Source organism: Proteus sp. G2618 (assembly GCF_009915995.1).
GTDB lineage: Bacteria > Pseudomonadota > Gammaproteobacteria > Enterobacterales > Enterobacteriaceae > Proteus > Proteus terrae.
The window spans coordinates 270,935-294,638 of the sequence record NZ_JAABNI010000026.1 but is presented as its reverse complement, the minus strand read 5'-3'; the positions used below and the strand labels follow the sequence as shown (position 1 = coordinate 294,638).

The following is a 23,704-nucleotide window of genomic DNA, read 5'->3' as shown; positions in this document are numbered from 1 at the left end:
TAGAATTAACATCAAGCCGATGATAAATAAGAAAATTAATTTATTATTTTTTTATTAAATTTTTATCTCAAGCCATTTTTCAGTGATCAAAATTCGACTTTGGTCATCAATAGCAATAAAAGGCTTCTATATGGCAGCCTGTTTCAGTCATCAAAAATACCAAATAGACGTAAACTTTTCGCCGATTCTACCGATAACGCTTTTTGAGGATTATTTTACGAACACAGAAAGGAGACCGGTATGGCTGGTATTGCTTCATTAGGCGTGGGCTCAGGGATGCCTCTTAGCCAAACATTGGCACAATTAGAGGCGGCGGAAAATAAGCGCCTTGAACCCCTTGATAAACAGATGAAAAGCTACGAAGCGCAAATTACCGCTTACGGTAAAATTCGTAGCCAACTTGATAAGTTACAAAAAGCATCAGAAGATTTAAAGAAATTCGATAAGATTGTTGCAACCAAAGTAGACGATGAGTTTGATGCTTTTAAAGTGACGACGGATGGTAAAGCCAGTATTGGTAACTATACCGTTTCAATCAAAGAACTAGCTCATGCACAAACATTAAAATCAAGAGCTGTTAGTGACGTAAAAATGCCTATTGGCGACCCTTTAGGCGAGGGTAAAACACGTACATTAGTAATTACTCAACCAGGTGAAAAAGAACCTTTAAGAATTAAATTAACTGATGAACAAACCTCAATGATTGAATTGCGTGATGCAATCAATAAAAAAGAGGGTAATGTTTCTGCCACTATCGTTAAAGCAAAAGATGGCGTTAACCATTTAGTACTGACTTCTCGTAAAGAAGGTACTGACTCACAAATGGAAATCACTGTTGAAGGTGATAGTGAACTTAATGACTTTCTTAGTTATTCCACTAAAACAAACAGTGGAGCAATGCAAGAGATCGTTAAAGCAAATAATGCACAATTAACGATTAACGGTATTGATATTGAACGTCAAACTAATGAGATTAAAGATGCTCCAGAAGGGATCATCTTAAACCTTAAGAAAAAGACTGACGATAATAAAGACGCCGTTGATAAGCCTGAAATAGTGACTGTTGCTCGTGATATTGAGCCAATGAAAAAAGCTATCCAAGCTTGGACAGACGCTTATAACGAGTTAAACAGCACCTATAAATCTCTGACTAAATATACTCAAGTAGAGAAAGGTGAAGCGGCATCTAAAGATAATGGTGTATTACTCGGTGATACTACCAGCCGTATGATTATGTCTGAGCTAAAAAGCTTTGTAACAAGCTCACAAGGCACCTCAGATATGGATACCCTGAATAAAATGGGTATTAAATTTAAGGTTGATGGCTCTTTAGATATCGATAGCAAAAAACTGGATGAAGCGTTAAAAGAAAAACCGGCTAACGTGAAAGAGTTTTTTATGGGTGATGGTAAAGAAACTGGTTTTGGTACTCAAACCTATAATTACCTGAAAAAAACCCTGCAATCTAATGATGGTACTTTAGATATTGCCACTGATGGTGTAAAAAAACGCAAGAAAACATTAGATAGCCAAATTAAAAACACGGAACGTAATATTGCAGCCACGATGGAACGTTATAAAAATCAGTTCCAACAGTTAGATAAAATGGTTAACTCCATGACTAACTCCAGTGCTTCAATCGGCCGTTTATTAATGTAATTTTTTAAAAGTAGGACACTATGTATCAACAATCAGCCAGTAAAATGTATGCTCAAATCGACGTTGAAAGCGAGATTTTAAATGCCACGCCTTACCAGCTGATCCAGATCCTATTTAATGGGGCGCTTAGCGCCCTTCGCCGTGCATTAATATTAATGGAACAAGGAAATATCGCGGGTAAAGGCGAAAATATTTCTAAAGCCATTAATATTATTGGCAACGGATTAAAACAAGGTCTGGATAAAGAGAAAGGGGGCGAGCTTGCAGAGAATCTGGAGCTCCTTTATGACTATATGGTTAATCAGCTACTCGATGCTAACTTAAAAAATAACCCAGAAAAAATTCATGAAGTCATCAAGCTCTTAACTGAAATTTCTGATGCTTGGCAACAAATCGGCACACAGATTAATTCTTATTAAATTAGAGTGGACAACAATATGGATATTATGGCGGCTTACGAGCAGGTTTTAAAATCAAGTGAGCAAATGTTAACGCTTGCCAAAGATCAGCAATGGGACAAGCTGATAGAAATGGAAATGGATTATTTAAAAAGCGTTGAAAGTATCACTAAGATGATAAAACCAGCTGACGGTGAGCTGAGACTACAACAACGCCTCACGGATATGCTAAAGAAAATCTTAGAAAACGAAAATGAGACGCGAAATTTATTACGGGCTCGTCTAGATGAGCTTGGTATATTAATAAGACAGACTGAACAAGAGCAGAGGGTACAAAATAGCTATGGTCAGTTTACAGAACATAGTTATTATCCTGATCTCAATCTTAAATAACTCTCCTCTGCGCCAAAAGCGGTTTTATTAGCTAATGGCGTCTTTACTTAGAAAAAGTCACTCTTATTATTCAACTTAACTTGTTATCGGTAACGTAAAAATTAACATTTACCTTTTTATATTTTTGTTTTTTGATTTTTGTTTTTTGATTTTTGATTTTTGATTTTTGATTTTTGATTACATAGATTGTATAGATTGCACTAACACCATATCAATATGTGGAATGTTATCTTCAAGATACGTTTCTGAATCGATAACAAAACCATGTGATTGATAAAATGAGACTAAATATGCCTGTGCCATTATTTTTATTGTATGGGTGTTAAATTGACGACACGTAGTTGCAATCGCCTCTTTTATTAACTGATGCGCAATACCACTTCCCCGCTGATTTTGAGCAACAATAACCCGCCCTATTGAAGCTTCTTTAAATGCGATACCTTGCGGCAACAAACGAGCATAAGCAATAAGTTGCTGACTCTCTTCCTCTTTGGCAAATAGGTGTAATGTATTTTGGTCTACCCCATCCAGATCTTGATAAGCACATTGCTGTTCACAAATAAAAACCTGATTTCTTAATGCCAAAATAGCGTAAAGCTCATCTGTCGTGAGTTGTGAGAATGATTTTAAAATCCAATTCATGCGCTTTATCCCGCAGTTTAAAGTAATAAAAAACAATCAATGATAATGCAATATCATCGACAAGAACTTTGTTTCATCGCTTGGTTGAATATAAAGAGTGAAATAGTAATGTTGATAGTGCGTTTTTATAGTAAAAACGAAGAAGAATAGAGACTCAATACAGAAAAATAGGCAATAAAGCCGTTAATCTAAATACGTTCAGACTCCCCACGAGCCTTGATGACTTCTCTTATAGACTTCAAGAAAGATAATCTTAAAGTCGTTCTAACCCTTTCCACGCTCTATTTTTTACTTCAGTCACTAAAATGGCTGGATTTAAGGTTATTTTTTCTGCAATCGAAAAAGCCAACTCGATAACTTCTTTATGATCTTTAGTTTCAGTATGGTAATTAAATTCTGCAAGAGGCAGGACATATTTACCTTTCAAACCATCGATCTCTTTTTTAAATCCTTCTTTTACCATCTTTTGTGTTAATAACACATAATCTGCATTTTCAGGATCAGATAATTCAACTCTAACAGTAAATTCAGGCATAGAAACCTCCTACAGTCTGTCTATGTCTAATAAAATTCTGTTAGCTCTCGAAAGGAAGTATATTAAATCAACAATCATTTTCCTAGTAAGAAACTGTGATAAATAATGTGATAGTGATTGAAATAGAAATCGCCCACTTCACTGTGGGCGACTTATTAGCTCATAATAATCTGATAAATAATAATTTATTTAATCACATCATAGAGTTGATGATTTGATAAATAATCCGCTGTTAAGCCTACTGACGGATCATATTGTACGCCAACGATCTCAGAGAATGCTTTACCCTCTTTACCTAATGAAACTTTACGTTCGTCTTTACCCGTACTTTCATGAATAGAATAAGTTTTACGACGCATTGCTGTATATTTATCTGCATCATTAGCAATATCGGTGTGATAGCCCGTAATTTGTGCATCCGTTAAAGCTAATTTATTGGCTAAATCACAACCCCAACGAGTTAAACAAACTTCTGCAAAATGACGAACCACTAAACCTGGTGCATATAATGCGTTTTCACCTTCACTACCATCAATAGAAGCATTACCCACTAATGTGGCATGACGTCCTGAAATAGGGAAAATATGCATTTTAGTATCAGCAGCAACAGTTGGGATAACACAAGTAAATCCTTTAGAGCGCTCATCTTTTGCATAAAATCCGACATATTCTTTGACGTTTTTACCAAGTGCCACTTTTTCAGGTTGGAAATTCAGTGGACCCGGAACAGGATCGATAGCAAAAATGTTCACAGGGATATCTTTTAATTGAGAGTCTGCCAACATTGCATTCGCTAACATATGGCAAGTAATACCACCACGACTCCAACCCACTAAGTTAACTTGTGTTGGAATAATGCCATCTTTGCGGAAGATACGAATAATTTGCTGCTGAAGTTGTTGTTGAGTGACTTGACGATCGCCATAGTCATATTTACGCCATAAAAAAGAGCCTGTTACTTTGACATCTTCAATAGGAATGCCCGCTTTTTTCAGTTGGTTATACTGCTCTTCTGTCAATTTTTCACGTTGCCAATCAAAGTTACCTTTCATTAAGCAAAGTGCGTGATTAACATTTTCTTCCCAACCACTACCAAATAGCGAACCTTTGATATCAGAGTAATTAGGGCTTTCAACCCATAAATCATCTTCTTGCAGATTGCCACTACCTGGGCCATCAACAATAAACCACTGTGCAAACTCTCGTCCTTGGTTGTTTTGCGCTAAAGTGGAAACTAATTCGCCTTGCCAAAAGGTCGGATTATTATTATCAAATGAGTTAGAGCCGGTACCACATAAATAAACGGTTAATACTGTCATAGTTTAAATTTCCTTTTATTAATAACCTAAAAATCACAATGATGATTTTTATTTCCTTGTATTGAGCTATTCCTTAGCCCACCAGCACATTAACCATAAGCCTTTTTTTATTCAATTATTAAAAGTAAATTAGTAGAGCTGAGATCACATAATTGAATTTCATTTAAGTAAAAGAAATAAAAAAACTCTATCAGATCAAGGTAATTAAATAATCTAAATAAAATCTTTATTTTTTATTATTTCTATTAGTAAATTAGCTTCTAAATATAGTGCATAAAATAACCAATTTTTAAATTTAAAATAAAAAAAATCCCACATTAATAAAATGCAGGATTTTCTATTAGGTAGAATGTCTTATAAACGATTAAAAGCAACTACTCTCACCGCAGGAATATCAGCTTGTGCCCCTTCGGCAACTTCCTGACATGCTTTATCTAACGCAATATGGGGTGTGATCCCACTTTCTGTTTCTACAATTTTATGTCCGGCGTAGGTATCACCATTTCTGGAACGCACTTTATACGCAATAAACCAATATTCCATATCATCACCGTTTACGTTATTAATCATGTAATTACCATAGCCGTTTATGACCCGCTTTAATGTGATAATAATCAATAATTTTTAGTTTAATAAAATCGTTTTATAAAAAGATTAAAGCGATAGAGGACATTTTAAGCATCACAATCCATTTCTGATTGGATCATTTTCTTTATTTTTACTGCTTTTTCAAAGTGATCCAATTTATGTGTCATAATCCACCATGTTGCAGCTTCCATTAATAATTCAGGGTTGTCATTTTTATTTGCAAAAAAAGCATAAAAAGATAATCCCACGCCCTCTCCTTTGACTGATATTTTATCATTACATATTTGAATTATTTTTTGTTGCAGTGATTTTCTCATATTCTCTCTATTTTTATTTTTCAACATGCCAATAAATAGGATAGAGCAAAGGCCCTATCCATGAAATTTGTTCCATAATTGAATAAGTAACCAAGCAGCAATAACCCAGCAAATCACTGCCGTAGCCAGTGCCGTAAATAATTTTACATAGTTAATCATCACATAAAGTGAAATTAGATAAACCAGATAAGGAATAACAGCCCACAGGCTAAAAATAATGGTGGTGCGTAACGCTTCAATAGAGCGTTCAGAGCCAACAATATAGTGTGCAATAAGCGCAAAAGTGGGAAATAGCGGAACCAATCCCGCAATATAGTAATGACGAGATTTCGATAAAACAGCGATTAATACCACAACAAACGCACCTATCAGTGCTTTAACCAGTAATCCCATTATTTTTTCATCAAGTTATAAAAACCTTAGTACTATCATACCTATTCATATTTGTATGTGAGCTGATTTTATTTTTTGCGGTTTAAAATACGATTAAATACGGCTCATTAGAAAAAGCCCAATAACATTATTGAGCTTTAAAGCGTTTTAAATTTTCTTTAAGCAAACATTAGTCTTTTTGCCAAGAAATATCTTTTTCACTTTCATAAGTTCCAGTTAGCACTAATTCACCTAACTCTGTTGTTTTATAGGTGTTACTTCTAAAGTGTTTTGTTTTCTTCCCTGTTTCAGGATCTTTTGTAACCCATTCAATATTACCTTCAAAATCCGTTCCTTGGTAATAAGTCGAGAAACGTTTACGCTCACCATCATGCCAACCCACCACAACGACTGAATTGACACCCGCATTTAATGCTTCTAAAGGAAATTCAGACAGCAACAATCCATTACGACCAATATTAACAGAACAATTTTGCCCACCTACAAAAGCGGAACAACTTGCATCAAATCCACTAATTCCGGAATGATCACCAAAAATTGCAGCTGCTTTAAAATTTCCTTCAGAGACAACATTAGCGTTATTTCCAGTTGCTATACCGATACTTCCTTGCGCAAGATCTTGCACCCAAGTATGATCACCCGTTGAGATACCAACTGAATTTTCTGCATTACTATAAATAATAGCTTCATTACCTGTTGTAATAGCAATGGTATTTTTTACTAACGGAGTTCCATTTTCATCTGAATCATAGCCATGAGAAATCTCCGCTTTTTGCCCTGACGAGAAAGTTACTGATTGACTTGAAGCTTCGACAAAACTTTCTTCACCAGTAGTAATAAAAAGTGAATTTTTGCCGTGCTTGATAGTACCTTTATCTTCGTCATATTCAGTGCCTTCATTATCATAAATTTTAGCTTTCTTACCGGTATGAATAATTTGGGCATCTTCACCAATACAATTAACGATTTGCTCATCTAACGTTAAAATGGCATTTTTACTTTCACCGCTTAAAACAAGCGCTTTATTTGTAGTTACAGTTGTCATAGTAATATCCTTATTTACATTTCCATTATTTAACGCACTCAAAAGACTGTTTAAATATACAGTATGATTACTAAATAACAACCTCTATACTAAATTTCAGAAAATAAAATAATGACAATATAATCAAACAGATAAAAGTAAATAACACATAACATATTCACGATTAGTCAAATAAAGAAAAAATAAAATAGAAAAAAGCGAAAAAAAACCGATGGAAGAACTTTATAAAAAATGTTCAAAGTGATTACAACTACGGTTTCATCAAGGTACAGCTAAATCAGAGGGATAATGTACATCTCAAGAAATAGAATTGAGCTAAATCTCATTATTTAGCTCAAAAGCAATATAAAGTCGCATTCTTAAGCATCTAAATGTGTTTTCTTTTTTTCTGTTGCCGTTGTTTCTTCTTTATTCTTACAACAATCATGTGAACTGTTTTCGCCATGATGATGTTTATGCATAAAGAGGTGCATTAACGGACAAAGTAATAACATCAAAATAAACCAATTATCTCTTAGAAGTTCCCACATAATCATCTCCTTAAATCACGTTTAAAAAGATGATAGGGCTTACACTAAGAGGAAGGTCTAGTATGGATTTGTTATTTAATCCGTATTTTTGTCAATTGCCTTTTCACATTTTAATTTGAATTTCTTCACAATAATTCTCTTTGCAAAATTTAACTTTATCCACCCTCTGCTATACTTTAATTATATTTAAGTATTATTCACTATAACTCTCTAATAAGATTTAAAAACTTATTTAACATGGAGGTTTCAATGAAAATATTTTTTAAAATATTATTGATGATTTTATTTCTTAATGCCTGTTCTTCATATACACAAATTGATAGCAACAAAAGTGGAGATGTCATTAAGGTTAAATCAGCACTTATCGAAAATGATAATTTATATATTGTTAGTGATTCTATTAATTATCATTTTAAAGGTGAGGCTATCACTGCGTTAAAAAAATTCGCCACATCTAAATATAATGAAAAAGTGATTTATTTTAGTGCTAGCCTAGGAATAATGGGGAATGTTGTTAACGGTAGCTATATGATTTATTTAGATCCTAAAGATTTCACTATAGATGAACTCGATGATCTTGCTAGTACTTATCATTTTTATAGAAGCAACTATCAGTCTAATAATGATGAGGAAATGATTAAAAATCAGATACCTAATTATGAAAATAGATTTTTTATTATTGGAAAATTTTATGCTAATGGAGAGATGGTTAATTTATCCAATAAAGATGAATTATTAGAAAAATATTCCTTACCTAAACCCGTTTTTGCCAACGTTAATTATTATTCCAAACATTTAAAGCCATCAGACACATTAAAAACAATCGCAGTAATGCCACTACAAGCGATAAGTCTTATTTTAGTAGCACCACTTTATATTATTCTGCTTAGTGCCCCCTGAACTTCAGGCTATTATCGTTAGGTTTATTTATAAGTACCTTTACTTAAGATGTCAGCTATTGACCAGTTAAAAAAATTGTCCATTGGTGTGTTGAAAGCTTATAAAGCAGATAAAGAATCTAAGATGTATTGGGTAGTCAAAATCTGTAATAACAGATAATTAATCAATGTGATTTCCTATATCTAGGTTTTACACATAGATAGTAATAAATATGAGATAGCTATGAAAAAGAAAATGATTATAGGCTGTATGATGTTAATTAGTTTTGGCGTCTGTGCAGAAACGGCTATTTATAACGAACCCGCTCCATTAGGATTAACATGGGGAATGTCATTTAATGATTTTCAGAAGAAAACAAATTTCGTAATAAAACCTATCGATAAATATCCCTCAACCTGCCCAATGACGGCAATAACCTTTGATGAAATTATTGATGGAAAAAAAGAAGGAAATTATAAAGTTTATTTTTATAATAAATTCAAAGAATTAAAGTTTACAGGATTGTATGGCGTCGTCTACTCCTATGAAACAAATGATTTAAATAAATTTAAAGTTAAAGATAATGATATTATCAAAAATCTTGATTCTCAATATAGCCAATATAAAAAAGTAGTTACTACCAGCGATGGTGGATTTCTTACTTATGATGAAAATAATATTCAACGTTCTTATTTTAGTTCTAGAGATATCATAAACCAAGATCAGAAAGTTCAATACAAGAAAAATGAAGAAGGAAATTATGATATTTCCGTGAGTTACTTCTTTTATCCTGAAATATACAGTGATGATTTATCAAGAAATATCAAAGAGATCAGAAAACAATGTAATGCATCATTAGAAACTGATTGAAGCTAAAATTTGAAAAATTAAATAATGAAAGAGTGAGTGGCTTTAATATACTTTAATCTAGATGTGCAAAAGCACACATCAATAAAATGATGTGTTTATCCTTTGTGCACAAATCGGGGCACTCATCACCATAAATAACAGACAATAGTATAAGTATTCGAATGTTTAATCACATTCGAAAGCTTATATCATCCATTCAATGATATTGAGCAAGATGCCCCATTCTGTTTTGATTAGGTGTTTCTTTATAGCTATATAAAAGAATAGCTATATAAAAGAAAAGTCACCTTTATCAAATGATAAGGTACTACACCTGCATGGACATGATTTCTTGATAAGCGGCTACCAGCTTATTGCGCACTTGTACGCCCATTTGTAATGAGATACTGGATTTTTGCATATCCACCATCACATCGTTTAATTCAACACCCGGTGTACCTAAGGTAAACGCTTGAACTTTGTTGGTTGCATTCATTCGGGTTTCATTAATTTTACCCACGGCTTGAACAAGCTGAGTTGCAAATCCTGCTTGTACTGGCTGGGGTTTCGCAATATTGGATGCTTGCAAAGTCTGGATTTGCATTTTATCCAGAACACTTTCAATAGCTGGAATTGACATATAAACCTCTGCGTTAATCATCTAATTCAATTACTGAATCAATGTCATAGTAAGGAAGTGAACCAACACGCTTACCGAGTTATACCCTAACACAGGGGCTTCATTCCAAAGCGAGTAATTAACGCAAAAGTTAAGGGCTAATTACGCCATTAAATGAAACGCAAAAGGCCAATAATGAGACACCTGAGAGTAGGTTTATTTATTTGCGTAAGGGGAGTCTGTTTTGTTACGCCACGCTTTTAGTATTCATCCCGAACTACAAGGCAAGGATTGTCTATGAATGCCGAAAAAACCGACGTTGTGAACCAGAATAAGGGTTTTAACGCCATTATTAACCGGATAAAAGCCGATCCGAAAATTCCGCTCATTATTGCGGGTTCGGCGGCTATTGCCATTTTTGTTGCTGCATTTTTATGGTTACAAAGCCCTGATTATAAAGTGCTTTATAGTAATCTTAGCGATAAAGACGGTGGCGAAATTGTCACACAGTTAACACAGATGAATGTACCTTATCGCTTGTCACAAAATGGCGCGGCGATTATGGTGCCTGACAATCAGGTTCATGAATTACGCCTGAAACTCGCGCAAGCGGGACTTCCAAAAGGCGGTGCTGCCGGTTTTGAACTGTTAGATAAAGAAAAGTTCGGGATCAGCCAATTTAGTGAACAGATTAACTATCAACGTGCACTTGAAGGTGAGCTTGCTCGCACTATCGAGACATTAGGTCCTGTACAAAATGCTCGTGTTCATTTAGCACTACCAAAGCCATCTCTTTTTGTTCGTGAACAGAAATCCCCTTCTGCATCCGTTACGGTGGGTCTTTTACAGGGTAGAGCACTGGATGAAGGTCAAATTAATGCCATCGTGCATATCGTTGCGAGCAGTGTTGCAGGTATGCCTGACAGCAGTGTGACCATCGTTGATCAAAGCGGTAAATTATTGACACAACCTGATGCAATGGGTCGTGACCTTAACTCTACCCAACTGAAATATGTTCAAGAGCTAGAAAATCGTTACCAGCAACGCATTGAAACGTTATTAGGCCCAATTGTAGGTCGTGGAAATGTTCATGCACAGGTGACGGCTCAAGTTGATTTCTCTCATACCGAAGAAACAGCGGAAGAGTACAAACCAAACCAACCACCAAACCAAGCCGCGGTACGTTCAAAACAGTTGAGCCAAAGTGAGCAAAATGGTGGCATGTTAGCTGGCGGTGTACCTGGTGCATTATCCAATCAGCCTGTTGCTCCACCTCAAGCGCCTATTGAAGCACCAAAAGCGCAAGAAGGTGAGAAAGCAGATGATGCCAATGCAACAGGTACAGGTACGAATCGCACATTAACGCGTAATCCAAACAGCAATAGCCGTTTAGATGAAACAACCAACTATGAAGTTGATCGCCGAATTCGCCATATCAAACGTCCAGTAGGCAATGTTGAGCGTCTTTCTGTCGCTGTTATTGTGAACTACAAAACAGTTGAAGATAAGAAAGAAGCGGCTGAAGGCGAAGAGCCTATTGTTGAAACTAAACTTGTTCCGCTAACTGATGAACAAATTCAGCAAATTGAAGGGCTTGTTCGTGAAGCGATGGGCTATTCCCAAGAACGTGGTGACTCTTTAAGTGTCGTAAACTCGCAGTTCAACGATGTTGAAGAGAAAGTGATCACCGTTCCGGTATGGGAAAATCCAGAAATTTTGGCGAAAGCATTAGATTTAGGTCGCTGGTTATTACTTGTCATCATCGCATGGATCTTATGGCGCAAACTGGTGAAACCACAGCTTGAAAAACGCCGTGAAGCTGAAGTTGCGGCACAGAAAGCTGTACTGAAAACCAAGCTACAAGTTAAAGATGATGTTGATGAAGCAGAATTAGATGACGAAGCAAGACGTAAACAAGCACGTAAACGTGTGAGTGCCGAATTGCAGAGCCAACGTATCCGTGAAATGGCAGAGAAAGATCCTCGTGTCGTCGCAATGGTAATTCGTCAATGGATGAGTAAAGAGCAATGAGTAATAACTTAACTGGAACCGAAAAAAGCGCCGTTATGTTACTAACACTCGGTGAAGACCGAGCGGCGGAAGTATTTAAACATCTAAGTACACGCGAAGTTCAACAGCTGAGTATTGCAATGTCATCAATGCGTCATATCTCAAATCAGCAATTGATTGATGTTATGGCTAGCTTTGAAGAAGACGCAGTTCAATACGCAGCATTGAACGTCAATGCGAACGATTATTTACGCTCTGTTCTGGTTAAAGCCTTGGGTGAAGAACGTGCGAATAATCTATTAGATGAGATCTCTGAAACTCGTGAAACAACAACGGGTATCGAGACACTTAACTTTATGGAACCACAAATGGCTGCCGATATTATCCGCGACGAACATCCGCAGATTATCGCAACTATCTTGGTTCACCTCAAACGGGGTCAAGCGGCAGATATTCTTGCCCTGTTTGATGAGAAATTACGTAATGACGTGATGTTACGTATCGCAACATTTGGTGGTGTTCAGCCGTCAGCATTAGCAGAGTTAACTGAAGTACTGAATAACCTGCTTGATGGCCAAAACCTCAAACGCAGTAAAATGGGTGGTGTTCGTACTGCTGCTGAAATCATCAACTTGATGAAGAGCCAGCAAGAAGAGAATGTCATCACTGCGGTTCGCGATTACGACGGCGAATTGGCACAAAAAATTATCGACGAAATGTTCCTGTTCGAAAACCTTATCGATATCGACAACCGTTCTATCCAGCGCATTCTACAGGAAGTGGAATCCGACTCCTTGGTTGTGGCATTGAAAGGATGCGATCAAGAGCTGCGCGATCACTTCCTCAACAATATGTCGCAACGTGCTGCTGAGATCATGCGTGATGACTTGAGTTCTCGCGGCCCTGTTCGCATGTCTCAAGTGGAAGCAGAGCAGAAAGCAATTCTGCTTGTGGTACGCAAATTAGCAGAGACTGGAGAGGTTGTTCTTCATGGAGGAGACGATACCTATGTCTGATAAACATACTGATACTAACTGGAAGCCTTGGGTTCCAAAAGAACTCACTGATTGGGCATTAACTGTCGAGGAAACGACAGAAGACGAAAAGGAAGTCGAAAAACAGGAAAAAGAAGTCGTTCAGCAACAGAAAGTTCTTGAGCAAATTAATATGCTTGATGACATGAAAGACAAGGCCCAGAAATTGGGCCACGCTGAGGGCTTTGAGGCAGGGAAAAACCAGGGTTATCAGGAAGGCTATCAGGCTGGATTACAATCAGGTATTGAAGAAGGTATTCGCCAAGGCATTGCTCAACAATCACCATTAATTAATGAATGGCAAGGATTATTGGCTGAGTTTAGGCACTCTTTAAATGGGTTAGACAGTGTTATTGCTTCACGTTTAATGCAAATCGCCCTCACAGCAGCAAAAGAAGTTTTAGGTCAGCCTGCTGTTTGTGATGGTTCTGCATTACTAGCGCAAATAACCTTAATGTTGCAACAAGAACAGATGTTCTCAAACAACCCACAGTTAAGAGTTAATCCAAAACATATTCCACAGATTGAAAAAGAGCTGGGTGATTCACTTTCTGCTCATGGTTGGAAAGTGGTTGCCGATAACAGTATTCATGTTGGTGGATGCCGTGTTGTGACAAATGATGGCGATCTCGATGCCACGATTGCAACTCGTTGGCATGAGCTTTGTCGTCTTGCTGCTCCGGAGGCGTTGTAATGACAGCAAGATTGGGGCGTTGGTTAGAAAAACTCAGTGATGCAGAAGCGCGTTTAAATAAAATTCCGCGTGTACGTCAATATGGTCGTTTAACCAGAGCAACAGGTTTAGTCATGGAAGCTAAGGGGCTTGTTATGCCCCTTGGCTCTACGTGTTTAATAGAACGTACCATTGGTAAAACTGTTGAAGAAGTTGAAAGTGAAGTCGTTGGGTTCAACGGTAGCCAAATGTTGTTAATGCCTTTACAGGAAGTCGAGGGATTAACTCCGGGTGCCCGTGTTTATGCACAGGCAACTCCGGGTGGTGAAAATGAAGGTCGTCAATTGCCTCTTGGGGATGCGCTGTTAGGGCGTGTTTTAGATGGCTCTGGTTATCCTTTAGATGGTTTACCACCACCAGATACAGGCTATCGTGCGCCACTGATCACTCCACCTATCAACCCATTACAACGTACTCCTATTACCGATGTACTGGATGTGGGCGTGCGTGCAATCAACTCACTGTTAACGGTGGGTCGTGGTCAGCGTATGGGACTTTTTGCAGGCTCTGGTGTGGGTAAGAGTGTGCTATTAGGCATGATGGCGCGTTTTACTCAAGCTGATGTGATTGTTGTTGGATTAATTGGTGAACGTGGACGTGAAGTTAAAGACTTTATCGAAAATATTCTCGGTACTGAAGGCTTAGCGCGCTCTGTGGTTGTAGCAGCACCTGCTGACGTATCACCACTTCTTCGTATGCAAGGTGCTTCTTATGCAACACGTATTGCCGAAGATTTTCGTGATCGTGGAAAACACGTCTTACTGATTATGGATTCACTTACACGTTACAGTATGGCTCAACGTGAAATTGCCCTTGCGGTAGGCGAACCGCCTGCAACTAAAGGCTATCCGCCTTCTGTCTTCGCTAAATTGCCAGCGCTGGTCGAACGTGCGGGAAATGGTGTTGATGGTGGTGGCTCTATCACGGCTTTCTATACTGTTTTAACGGAAGGTGATGATCAGCAAGATCCAATTGCAGACTCCGCGCGTGCGATTTTAGATGGCCATATCGTGCTTTCGCGTTCTCTTGCAGAATCTGGGCACTACCCTGCTATCGATATCGAAGCATCTATTAGCCGTGCAATGACGTCACTGATTGATAAAACACATTATCGTCGTGTGCAAGTGTTTAAACAGCTTTTATCGAGTTATCAACGTAACCGCGATTTAATTAACGTAGGTGCTTATGCTGCGGGCAGTGATCCTATGCTTGATAAAGCGATTGCTCTTTATCCGTCCCTCGCGAAGTTCTTACAACAAGATATCCAAGAGCAATGCAGTTATCAAAGTGCATGTGAGCAACTTAATCAACTGATCACAGTAAACTAATTCTGAACATAATCAGAGAAAGTAAAGAGGGTTCCAATGCGGGAGCAGTCACCTTTAGTGACACTGAGAGAACTGGCACAGACAGCGGCTGAACAAGCCGCTATTCAACTGGCTCAGGTCCGGCAGAGTCATCAACAAATGGAACAGCAACTCAATATGTTGATTGGGTATCAGGATGAATACCGTGTACGTCTAAATGAAACGTTGAATTTAGGGGGGATGTCGTCAGCATCGTGGCAAAACTACCAACAATTTCTCAAAACGCTCGAATTGACTATCGAACAACATAAACAACAACTTCAACATTGGCAGGCGCAGCTTGATCTTGCAACTGAACAATGGAGAGAAAAACAGCAACGACTCAATGCATTTGAGACTTTGGAGCAACGCGCTGAAGATAGCCGTAAGCGACATCTTGATCGTATTGAACAGAAACAAATGGACGAGTACGCACAGCGTAGTACTTTACGGAGAACAACTTGATGGAGATAACGCTTCTGACCATGGATGTCGCTGCAGCCTCTCCGGGAACGACATCCGCTTCAAATAGTCAGCCCGGTGATAATGCCCCGACATTTGCTCAGCTTTTGGGCTCTCAACCTCAAAATGCACAGAGTGATAAAAAGACAGCTAATATCACAAACCCTTCAACGAAAGAAAACAAAGCACATTCACACTCTGATGAAGACAAAACAAAAGAAGACGGTAGTCATCTTGCGTCTGTCACCACAGAACCCAATGTGATAGAAGAGTCATCTCTTGAGAAACCTCAATTGACTCTTACTTTGCCGGATAATGAACAATTTGCGGCTATTGTTGAAAATAAAACCCCTTCTTTATTAATGTCAGCAGAAGAGCTTGCCGCTGAACTTCCCGTTCAGTTAGCAGGACTACCTGGATTAAAACGTCTTACCCTTCCCTCAGAACAACTGGCTCAAGCATTACAACAGCCTCAATCAGTTAAACGTGATGAAGGTTTAGCCTCGTTAGCACGTACTATTTCAAAAGATAATGATATGTCGGACTTCAACCTTACCGACAAGCTTAATCTATCAAAATCAGATGAAAAGTCCTTGTTAACCCAGCTACGTCCAGAGACAGCGACATTAGCAACAGAAAGTACACTTGTTGGTGCTAATCAAACAGAAAAGCCTTCTGCCAAAAAAGTCGATAGCATCGCAACACTTTTAACGCCAACAGCAGAAAAAGTGAATGCATTGCTAAACGGCGATAAGCAAGTTGCAAATGCAAAATTAGCAGACAATGTTGCTCAGCAAATGGTGACCGGTAATCGTGTTGTAGAAACCGATCTTCACAACACCCTTTCTACCTCTTCTTTGGCTTCACAAAGTATTACAGGTCATGCTCACTCTTCAGCACAACCACAAATGCAATTTTCACCAATGGCAACACAGGTATTAAATGCACAAGTGGGAACACAAGAGTGGCAACAACAACTTAATCAACAAATTGTGATGTTTAGCCGTAATGGCTTACAAAAGGCAGAGCTACGTTTACACCCTGAAGAGCTAGGTTCATTGCATATCCGCATGAAAATAGAAGATGGGCAAGCGCAGTTACACCTTGCGTCACAAAACGGACAAGTTCGTTCTGTATTAGAAAATGCCATGCATCAATTGCGTCAAGCTCTCTCTGAAAATGGGATCCAGCTCACGCAGAGTCAAGTGTCTAGCGACACTAATGACAGTTGGCAACAACAAAATATGTCAGATTCCTCTCAATTTAGTGGAGATGGTGCCGATAATCATCAAGGAAGCGAGGGTAATTCTCTGCAATTAGCCTCTGAAACGGCACTACAAAAGATAACCCTTACGCCTCAAGAATTAGCATCTGCTCGTGGTGGTGTTGATATTTTCGCCTAATACAAATGTATTGGGAGGACACACTATGTCAATAAACGTAAGAGTTAATGGTTTTTTCCCTATCTGTTTCTGCAATTAAAAAACAGAAATAGCGGGATAATTAAGGTTGATTTAGATGGATATGGAAGTCCACAACAGTGAACACGTATCCACTACAAAACAGGAATTTAACTGTCCATGTCTAATTACAGCAATGAACGTAAAAGCTATAGCTTAATTCTGATCATCGTATTATTGGTGATCGCCATTATTGCAGCGGCATTCGGTGGATATAGTTGGTGGGCATTGAAGCATGCTAAATCAGGTTCAGCGGGCACTAGTCAGCAAAAAGTTATACCAGCACCCGTTTTTATGTCATTAGAACCCTTTACGGTAAATCTAATTGATGACGAAGAACACTTAGACAGAGTGCTCTACATAGGGATCACATTAAGATTGCATAATGAAGACACTCGTAAGCGTCTACATGATTATTTACCTGAGGTTCGTAGCCGCTTGTTATTACTGCTTTCTCGTCAACAGGCTAATAAGCTCGCGACAGACAATGGAAAACTCCAGCTAATGACGGATGTAAAAGAAACGCTGAGACCGACTCTCGTACCGGGAGAATCTGAACAGATCCTCTCCGATGTACTGTTTACCACGTTTATTCTGCGATAATCATTATGAGCGATAATATCCTTTCACAGGCAGAGATTGATGCTCTGCTGAATGATGATACATCAGGTGACGACGCCAAAAGCGCGAACAGGGAACCTGCGATAGCGAAGGATCCGAATGAACCGGATATTCAGCCTTATGACCCCAACACGCAACGTCGTGTGGTTCGAGAACGTTTACAGTCGTTAGAAATTATTAACGAACGCTTTGCACGTCAATTCCGTATGGGGCTGTTTAACATGCTCCGTCGGAGTCCTGATATTACTGTTGGTGGCGTTAAAATTCACCCTTATCACGACTTTGCTCGTAACTTACCTGTGCCAACGAACCTTAACTTGGTGCATTTAAAACCGTTACGAGGGACAGCATTATTTACCTTTGAACCAAATCTGGTTTATATCGCGGTAGATAACCTGTTTGGTGGTGATGGCCGTTTTCCAATCCCTGTGGAAGGACGTGAATTTACCAACACAGAGCAGCGGATCATCAACAAAATGTTGAAATTGGCACTTGATGCCTACCGTGATGCTTGGGATTCCATATTCAAAATTCAGGTGGAATATGTTCGTTCTGAAATGCAGGTGAAATTTACCAATATCACCTCATCACCGAATGACATTGTTGTTACGACACCTTTTCAAGTAGAAATTGGCTCAATGGTTGGGGAATTTAGTATTTGTATCCCATTTGCCATGATTGAACCATTACGTGAACGACTGATCAATCCACCAATTGAAAATGTTCGTCAAGAAGATGGGGTTTGGTTAGATAGTTTAGTCAACCAAGTTCAGCATTCAGAGCTTGAACTGGTCGCAAACTTTACTGACATCCCACTGCGTTTATCAAAAGTGTTAACACTTAAAGAAGGGGATGTTATCCCGATTGATAAACCAGAAAGATTGATTGCACATGTTGATGGTGTGCCCGTATTAACAAGCCAATACGGTACAGTAAATGGGCAATATGCCCTTCGTGTTGAACACCTAATTAACCCTGTTTTAAACGCTCTGGATGAGGAACAAACCAATGAGTGATGCAAATCGCCCAACTGATAATTCACAATCGGCTGAGGATATGTGGGCTGATGCAATGGAACAGCAAACTGGGAAAAGCCAGGATAATAGTTCCGATCTATTTGAACATCTTTTACCTGAAGACGATGCACTGAATCATCTCTCTGACATCAATTTGATTATGGATATTCCAGTCAAATTAACAGTAGAGTTAGGTCGCACCAAAATGACCATTAAAAAATTACTTAGCCTGTCACAAGGTTCTGTCGTTTCACTGGATGGTTTAGCTGGTGAGCCTCTTGATATTCTTATCAATGGCTATTTAATCGCTCAAGGTGAAGTTGTGGTTGTTTCTGATAAATACGGTATTCGCATTACCGATATCATTACACCATCAGAACGTATGCGCCGTCTGAGCCGTTAATCTATGGAACAGCTTCCTTCCTTTTCCAGCCAAGGTGCGGTAAATACTACCGCACCCGCTACAACACAAACTGTTCAAACACCTACACAACCGTTGCCTGTGGGTCAAAGCCTTGCTCAAGTTAGCACGGCACTTGCAGGCATCATCGTTCTTATTATTGTTGCTATGTGGTTATTTCGCCGTTTTGGCTTTACCCGTGGTTCATTTAAAGGAACAACAGCACAACTTAGCGTCAAAGCAAGTTGTTCATTAGGTGCGAAAGAACGTGTGGTGGTTGTTGAAATTGAACAGGAATGGCTCGTATTAGGGGTAACTGCATCACAGGTAAATCTGTTGCATAAATTACCCGTCCCTGATAAAGCCTCGCAGGAAGCGACCTCATCACCAACATCGCCATTGTTTACTCAAATATTACAAAAAACGCTAAAGCGAGATAAAGGCAACTCATAATGCATCAGTGTGTCACTTTTTTTAACGCATTAAAGCGTTGGCGTCTCTTCGCTAGTGTGCTGGTTTTAATCTTGTTACCTAGCAGTGCGTTTGCCCAATTTCCGGGCGTTATTACACAGCCTTTACCAGGTGGTGGCCAAAGTTGGTCATTGCCAGTTCAAACATTAATCTTCATTACAGCTTTAGGGTTTATTCCTGCTGTTTTGCTGATGATGACGAGTTTTACCCGCATTATTATTGTCCTTGGATTATTACGTAATGCTTTAGGTACACCTTCTGCACCACCAAACCAAGTCGTTCTTGGTTTGGCGTTATTTATGACCTTTTTCATTATGGCACCGGTTTTTGATAAAATTTATCAAGATGCCTATATGCCATTTACTGAAGATCAAATTACCTTTGAGCAAGCCTTAGAAAATGGCTCTAAACCTTTACGCCAGTTTATGATGCAACAAACTCGTGAAACTGACTTAGCTCTATTTGCTCGCCTTGCCGATGCACCTGCGTTTGAAACTCGCGAAAGTGTACCAATGCGTATTTTGGTACCCGCTTATATTACGAGTGAGCTAAAAACCGCCTTCCAGATCGGTTTTATGATTTTTATTCCTTTTCTTATTATCGACTTAGTTGTTGCCAGTGTGTTGATGGCACTAGGTATGATGATGGTGCCACCTGCCACAGTTTCGTTGCCATTTAAACTTATGCTGTTTGTTTTAGTCGATGGTTGGCAATTAATATTAGGCTCGCTTGCACAAAGCTTTTTCAATTAGCGCAGAGGTAACCCCATGACACCAGAATCCGTCTTAGCACTAGGTACTGAAGCGATGAAAATCGCTTTATCACTAGCAGGCCCTCTTTTATTGTCCGCTCTGGTGACGGGTCTTGTGATCAGTATGCTCCAAGCTGCAACACAGATAAACGAGATGACATTATCGTTTATCCCGAAAATTCTTGCTGTATTAGCGGCGATTTTAGTTGCTGGCCCTTGGATGTTAAGTTTACTGGTCGATTATATGCATAACTTATTTACTGGCATTCCTGGGATGATTGGTTAATAGCAATGATAACCCTGACCAGTGAAATGCTTAACGGCTACATTAGTGATTTTTTCTGGCCATTTGTGCGTATACTCGCCCTTTTTAGCACTGCACCGCTATTTAGTGAAAGACAAACACCTAAAAAATTTCGCATTGCACTCGCCTTTTTGATTACCGCATTAGTTGCACCGGGCTTACCTCAAAGTAATGTGCCTTTATTCTCGCTTATTGCCTTTTGGGTGCTATTGCAACAAATTTTGATTGGCACAATTCTAGGGTTATCGATGCAGTTGGCGTTCGCTTCTGTTCGTCATGCCGGTGAAGTGATTGGTTTACAGATGGGGCTTTCATTCGCCACCTTCGTCGATCCATCAGGTGGCCCTAACATGCCTATTTTGGCACGTATCTTTAACATGCTAACAATGCTGTTATTTATGGTCTTTGATGGTCATTTATGGCTATTGTCTATATTAGTTGATACGTTCTATGTTGTTCCTATTGGAAATCAGACCTTTAACTCTTTAGGTATTCTTACTTTAGTTCAAAGTGGTGGCACAATCTTTATTAACGGTATGATGCTAGCCATGCCATTAATCACCCTACTTTTGGTACTTAACCTTTCATTAGGTATTCTAAACCGTATGACACCACAGCTTTCTGTCTTTGTGGTTGGTTTCCCTCTTACGCTGACTATCGGTATGTTAGCATTATCCATGATTATGCCTGCATTACCTGTATTTACAGAGCGCGTCTTTAGCGATACGTTTAATCGCATCACTTTAATATTACAACAGTTGGTTTCTTGAGATTTAAATCGACTTACCTATTCTCGTATAATGCATAAATAAAACTAATGCATTGAAAGGCGTTTTTCTTTAAGATTAGTCTAGTTGAGTTTTCTTAATAGGGAAATATAGCTTTGAATAATACATGCCATAACAATATAGACCTAGATAATAAGAAATTAGAACATGAATTAATACGAGCCTTAGCTATTAATAATGCAATAATTACCATTACAACTAATTTTGGTCATATTCTTCCTGTAAGTGAAATAAAATTAGATCGTATTTATTATGAAGATTCACAGGAAGTTATTAATAATTGGCGAAAATCTAATAAACGTGATTGGATAGAGTTTGATTGGTCTCATACTCGTTCTCGCCAAACTAAAAGAATTGATATTACCATTCGATGTTGTGATATTTTATGTGGATTAATGCTAGCGAAGCGTTCTAAAAAACGATTAAATGTAACATTACGTTATTTGGAAGGTAATCCTAATGAACACCCTCTCTCAGGCTATATATTGCCTATTGCATTAATTATTGCTGAAAGTTTTGCTTCCGAATACAACATTCAACAAGTCTGTATCAGCCGCCCAGCCAAAGGGCTTATAGCTCAATATATGGCTCAAGGATATGAACTAACTTCAACAGATAAAGCACGACAAAAAAGAAACAATAAGCCACGAGCAAAACTTATGAGCAAAATATTAAACACTCGGGCTAGCTGAACGATTATTAATCAATTAAGATATACAGGAATAGTAAGAATGTAAGTTAGGAGGCGATATGAATATAAATAAATCATCCAAAACTAAGCACTATAAAAATAAAAGCTCAGACACATCTCCACACGAACAACTATTAACCGTTATGCATCAAGCATCAATCCAAAGCGAATATGAAGAAATACTTGATTTCATGATCAAAGCTAACTTACAAAAGAGCGAAGATAATGGTATTGCCTTAACAGAGTCGGCAAAAAAAACGATTGAAAGTGCAGCAAGAAAATATATTTTAGTGGCTCAATTACGCAATATTACACCTAGTAAAATTAAGCAAAAAATAACTGAATCAGTTAAACAAAATTCTAATCGCCCCAACTGGAATGCAGATACTCAGCTAGAAAAAAAACATAATGTTATGGCTGGTGCTTACATTAAATAAAAAAATCCCCTGATAAATAAATACCAGGGGTGATATCAAAATATCTTAAGACAATACTAAATAATTAGCGATACATTTTGAACATCGACATATCTTTCATGTCGTTAAAGACTTTATAAGAAGCCTGTAATACAGACTCTTCTTGGTAATAATCTGAAATCGCTTGTGTCCAATCTAAGTCACGCAGTTCACTTAAACGTTTTGCATTTCTTAAAGAAGTATCCGCACCTAAATCATCTAAGTTATCAAGCTCTTGAAGTTGTAAACCTAATTTAGCTTCTACACTTGAAATGTTATTTAACGTTGCACGGTTAACACGGTTTGCTTCATCAATTTTTTCTAATGCTGCATCACGATCTGCTTGTGGTTTACCTGTTAAAGGTTCACGTAACGCAGTGATAGCACCATCTAATGCTTCAAAAATATCTGGAGCAGTCCCTTTACTACCTGAAGATTGTAATGTTTCGATCCCTGTAAAGTTAGTGACCATTTCAATATTACTATCTACTTTTTGGGTAATTTGCTTATCACCACCTTGATAGGTGATTTTGCCTGTTGCATCAGCCACAAAAGGTGGTTTATCTGATTGGAAGCCAGCAAAAATATAACGGCCAACACCATCTTTTGTGTTACCAATACCCACTAACTGATCTTTTAAACCTTCTAATTGATCAGCAAGAGAAGAACGGTCTTCATCACTTAATGTCGCATCGTTACCCGCTGCAACCAGTGTTTCTTGGATTTTAGTCGTGATATTGACCATTTGGCTTGCTAAGCTCATTTGCAAAGACATACTGTTTTTTGCAAATCCACGCGCTGTCGCATACTGCTGGTTACGAGATTCAGATTGTTTAACCATTACCGCTTGAGAAGCCGCCATTGGATCATCTGATGGTTTTTCAACACGACGACCACTGGAGATTTTATTTCCTTCAGTCATCCATTTGCTTTGTGAACTAGTGATATTGTCCACTCGCTGGCTAAAAATTTGATTTGAACTTAAACGCACAGTGA

General features: G+C 38.2%; 30 protein-coding genes. 20 read left to right on the top strand and 10 right to left on the bottom strand.

Annotated elements, in window-relative coordinates; translation table 11 throughout:
- Positions 1-240: 240 nt before the first annotated feature.
- Genes fliD through fliT form a run of 3 tightly spaced genes read left to right on the top strand, consistent with a single transcriptional unit; the run spans position 241 to position 2,450 of the window.
- Positions 241-1,659, top strand: coding sequence for a flagellar filament capping protein FliD (gene fliD, locus GWJ01_RS17970; protein WP_161711409.1), 1,419 nt, complete (start codon positions 241-243; stop codon positions 1,657-1,659).
- A gap of 20 nt (positions 1,660-1,679) precedes the next feature.
- Complete coding sequence (gene fliS / locus GWJ01_RS17965) at positions 1,680-2,078, top strand: flagellar export chaperone FliS (protein WP_023581844.1); 399 nt, start codon at positions 1,680-1,682, stop codon at positions 2,076-2,078.
- A gap of 18 nt (positions 2,079-2,096) precedes the next feature.
- Positions 2,097-2,450 (top strand): flagellar protein FliT, encoded by a 354-nt coding sequence (gene fliT, locus GWJ01_RS17960; protein WP_088495238.1) that lies wholly within the window; start codon positions 2,097-2,099, stop codon positions 2,448-2,450.
- Between the two features lie 177 nt (positions 2,451-2,627).
- On the opposite strand, the gene GWJ01_RS17955 is transcribed toward fliT, so the two are convergent.
- From GWJ01_RS17955 to GWJ01_RS17920, 8 genes are all read right to left on the bottom strand, one after another.
- Complete coding sequence (locus tag GWJ01_RS17955; protein WP_156733609.1) at positions 2,628-3,092, bottom strand: GNAT family N-acetyltransferase; 465 nt, start codon at positions 3,090-3,092, stop codon at positions 2,628-2,630.
- A 253-nt stretch (positions 3,093-3,345) separates the two neighbouring features.
- On the bottom strand, positions 3,346-3,627 hold the full coding sequence (locus GWJ01_RS17950; protein ID WP_075673016.1) for a hypothetical protein: 282 nt from the start codon (positions 3,625-3,627) through the stop codon (positions 3,346-3,348).
- Positions 3,628-3,812: 185 nt separating this feature from the next.
- Positions 3,813-4,946: a hypothetical protein gene (locus GWJ01_RS17945; protein WP_161711408.1), complete on the bottom strand. Its 1,134-nt coding sequence runs from the start codon at positions 4,944-4,946 to the stop codon at positions 3,813-3,815.
- A 354-nt stretch (positions 4,947-5,300) separates the two neighbouring features.
- Complete coding sequence (locus tag GWJ01_RS17940; RefSeq protein ID WP_006533140.1) at positions 5,301-5,516, bottom strand: hypothetical protein; 216 nt, start codon at positions 5,514-5,516, stop codon at positions 5,301-5,303.
- 104 nt (positions 5,517-5,620) lie between these two features.
- Positions 5,621-5,851 carry a DUF6500 family protein gene (locus tag GWJ01_RS17935; protein WP_088495235.1) on the bottom strand — a complete coding sequence of 77 codons (231 nt, stop codon included), beginning with the start codon at positions 5,849-5,851 and terminating at the stop codon, positions 5,621-5,623.
- A 54-nt stretch (positions 5,852-5,905) separates the two neighbouring features.
- Entirely contained in the window at positions 5,906-6,244 is a 339-nt protein-coding gene (locus GWJ01_RS17930) for a GlpM family protein (RefSeq protein WP_193775154.1), read from the bottom strand.
- Between the two features lie 169 nt (positions 6,245-6,413).
- Entirely contained in the window at positions 6,414-7,289 is an 876-nt protein-coding gene (locus GWJ01_RS17925; protein ID WP_161711407.1) for a hypothetical protein, read from the bottom strand.
- Positions 7,290-7,648: 359 nt separating this feature from the next.
- Complete coding sequence (locus GWJ01_RS17920) at positions 7,649-7,819, bottom strand: DUF2933 domain-containing protein (protein ID WP_201161568.1); 171 nt, start codon at positions 7,817-7,819, stop codon at positions 7,649-7,651.
- 249 nt (positions 7,820-8,068) lie between these two features.
- Between GWJ01_RS17920 and GWJ01_RS17915 the strand changes: the two genes are divergently transcribed.
- Positions 8,069-8,719: a hypothetical protein gene (locus GWJ01_RS17915; RefSeq protein ID WP_161711406.1), complete on the top strand. Its 651-nt coding sequence runs from the start codon at positions 8,069-8,071 to the stop codon at positions 8,717-8,719.
- Positions 8,720-8,941: 222 nt separating this feature from the next.
- Positions 8,942-9,568 (top strand): hypothetical protein, encoded by a 627-nt coding sequence (locus GWJ01_RS17910; RefSeq protein ID WP_161711405.1) that lies wholly within the window; start codon positions 8,942-8,944, stop codon positions 9,566-9,568.
- A gap of 307 nt (positions 9,569-9,875) precedes the next feature.
- Here GWJ01_RS17910 and fliE read toward each other — a convergent pair whose 3' ends face one another.
- Positions 9,876-10,187, bottom strand: a complete 312-nt coding sequence (fliE, locus tag GWJ01_RS17905) for a flagellar hook-basal body complex protein FliE (RefSeq protein ID WP_072068509.1) — start codon at positions 10,185-10,187, stop codon at positions 9,876-9,878.
- Between the two features lie 276 nt (positions 10,188-10,463).
- Between fliE and fliF the strand changes: the two genes are divergently transcribed.
- The 15 genes from fliF to GWJ01_RS17830 all read left to right on the top strand — a co-directional run bounded on the left by fliF (position 10,464) and on the right by GWJ01_RS17830 (position 22,690).
- A complete protein-coding gene (gene fliF, locus GWJ01_RS17900) occupies positions 10,464-12,197 on the top strand; it encodes a flagellar basal-body MS-ring/collar protein FliF (protein ID WP_088495231.1) in 1,734 nt (577 codons plus the stop codon).
- Positions 12,194-13,192, top strand: a complete 999-nt coding sequence (fliG, locus tag GWJ01_RS17895) for a flagellar motor switch protein FliG (protein WP_023581835.1) — start codon at positions 12,194-12,196, stop codon at positions 13,190-13,192. The genes fliF and fliG overlap by 4 nt, the downstream gene beginning before the upstream one ends.
- Positions 13,185-13,904 (top strand): flagellar assembly protein FliH, encoded by a 720-nt coding sequence (fliH, locus tag GWJ01_RS17890; RefSeq protein WP_023581834.1) that lies wholly within the window; start codon positions 13,185-13,187, stop codon positions 13,902-13,904. The genes fliG and fliH overlap by 8 nt, the downstream gene beginning before the upstream one ends.
- Positions 13,904-15,271 carry a flagellar protein export ATPase FliI gene (fliI, locus tag GWJ01_RS17885; protein WP_088495230.1) on the top strand — a complete coding sequence of 456 codons (1,368 nt, stop codon included), beginning with the start codon at positions 13,904-13,906 and terminating at the stop codon, positions 15,269-15,271. Before fliH ends, fliI begins: the two co-directional genes overlap by 1 nt.
- A 36-nt stretch (positions 15,272-15,307) precedes the next feature.
- A complete protein-coding gene (gene fliJ / locus GWJ01_RS17880) occupies positions 15,308-15,754 on the top strand; it encodes a flagellar export protein FliJ (RefSeq protein ID WP_006533149.1) in 447 nt (148 codons plus the stop codon).
- On the top strand, positions 15,754-17,154 hold the full coding sequence (locus GWJ01_RS17875) for a flagellar hook-length control protein FliK (protein ID WP_156733627.1): 1,401 nt from the start codon (positions 15,754-15,756) through the stop codon (positions 17,152-17,154). The genes fliJ and GWJ01_RS17875 overlap by 1 nt, the downstream gene beginning before the upstream one ends.
- 177 nt (positions 17,155-17,331) lie before the next feature.
- Complete coding sequence (fliL, locus tag GWJ01_RS17870) at positions 17,332-17,814, top strand: flagellar basal body-associated protein FliL (RefSeq protein WP_006533151.1); 483 nt, start codon at positions 17,332-17,334, stop codon at positions 17,812-17,814.
- A gap of 5 nt (positions 17,815-17,819) precedes the next feature.
- Entirely contained in the window at positions 17,820-18,848 is a 1,029-nt protein-coding gene (gene fliM / locus GWJ01_RS17865) for a flagellar motor switch protein FliM (RefSeq protein ID WP_088495228.1), read from the top strand.
- On the top strand, positions 18,841-19,251 hold the full coding sequence (gene fliN / locus GWJ01_RS17860) for a flagellar motor switch protein FliN (RefSeq protein ID WP_023581830.1): 411 nt from the start codon (positions 18,841-18,843) through the stop codon (positions 19,249-19,251). The genes fliM and fliN overlap by 8 nt, the downstream gene beginning before the upstream one ends.
- Before the next feature lie 3 nt (positions 19,252-19,254).
- Positions 19,255-19,701 (top strand): flagellar biosynthetic protein FliO, encoded by a 447-nt coding sequence (gene fliO, locus GWJ01_RS17855; protein ID WP_023581829.1) that lies wholly within the window; start codon positions 19,255-19,257, stop codon positions 19,699-19,701.
- On the top strand, positions 19,701-20,471 hold the full coding sequence (fliP, locus tag GWJ01_RS17850) for a flagellar type III secretion system pore protein FliP (protein WP_023581828.1): 771 nt from the start codon (positions 19,701-19,703) through the stop codon (positions 20,469-20,471). The genes fliO and fliP overlap by 1 nt, the downstream gene beginning before the upstream one ends.
- A gap of 15 nt (positions 20,472-20,486) precedes the next feature.
- Positions 20,487-20,756 (top strand): flagellar biosynthesis protein FliQ, encoded by a 270-nt coding sequence (gene fliQ, locus GWJ01_RS17845; protein WP_069367481.1) that lies wholly within the window; start codon positions 20,487-20,489, stop codon positions 20,754-20,756.
- Between the two features lie 5 nt (positions 20,757-20,761).
- Entirely contained in the window at positions 20,762-21,544 is a 783-nt protein-coding gene (fliR, locus tag GWJ01_RS17840) for a flagellar biosynthetic protein FliR (protein WP_088495227.1), read from the top strand.
- A 113-nt stretch (positions 21,545-21,657) separates the two neighbouring features.
- On the top strand, positions 21,658-22,254 hold the full coding sequence (locus tag GWJ01_RS17835; protein WP_161711404.1) for a hypothetical protein: 597 nt from the start codon (positions 21,658-21,660) through the stop codon (positions 22,252-22,254).
- A 58-nt stretch (positions 22,255-22,312) separates the two neighbouring features.
- On the top strand, positions 22,313-22,690 hold the full coding sequence (locus tag GWJ01_RS17830; protein ID WP_088495225.1) for a hypothetical protein: 378 nt from the start codon (positions 22,313-22,315) through the stop codon (positions 22,688-22,690).
- Between the two features lie 64 nt (positions 22,691-22,754).
- Here the strand turns inward: GWJ01_RS17830 and flgL are convergent, their stop codons facing one another.
- A complete protein-coding gene (gene flgL, locus GWJ01_RS17825; RefSeq protein ID WP_156733628.1) occupies positions 22,755-23,699 on the bottom strand; it encodes a flagellar hook-associated protein FlgL in 945 nt (314 codons plus the stop codon).
- Positions 23,700-23,704: the final 5 nt, after the last annotated feature.